The organism is Gemella sp. GH3 (genome assembly GCF_013415425.1).
Taxonomy (GTDB): Bacteria; Bacillota; Bacilli; order Staphylococcales; family Gemellaceae; genus Gemelliphila.
Genome location: NZ_JACBYC010000180.1, coordinates 1 through 520, shown reverse-complemented (window position 1 = coordinate 520; position 520 = coordinate 1). Strand labels below are relative to the sequence as shown.

Below are 520 nucleotides of genomic sequence, written 5' to 3'. Positions count from 1 at the left end.
CGACAAATATAGACATTATTCTTTTTTAATTGCATTTTTTTTTTAACAGATATTTTTATATGAACATCATAAAAATGTTTTATTAAAGAAAATATACGCCTAGCTATAGCTGCATTCTCTGTTTGAACACTTATACTAAGACTTCCGTTATTTATAGTTAAAATACCATTCATTTTTATCAAAGCAGACAATTCAGACAAAAAGCTTCTATCATCTGTTATTGTAATTCTAGTCAATTCTTGTTTCATATCAGAAGCATAAGACATAACTGTACTCCTATCTAAAAATTTAATTAAATTTTATAACTAATTAATTCTAACATATAAATAGTACACTAACAAATAAAAAGACGTGCAATATAATCCTAGACAATCATAAACAAGCATACAAATATAAATTGTAGAATATTATTTGTCTAGTAAAAATATGATGTTATTATTAAACATTATAATAATTATCTAATAGATAACCTTGATTATATTTATACGCAAAAATAAAGAATATAATAACATTACAGCAT

The 520-nt window shown here is 22.3% G+C and carries 1 protein-coding gene; it reads right to left on the bottom strand.

Annotated elements, in window-relative coordinates:
* On the bottom strand, positions 1-266 hold a 266-nt coding region (whiA, locus tag HZY83_RS06730; protein ID WP_179943284.1), incomplete at its 3' end, for a DNA-binding protein WhiA.
* Positions 267-520: the final 254 nt, after the last annotated feature.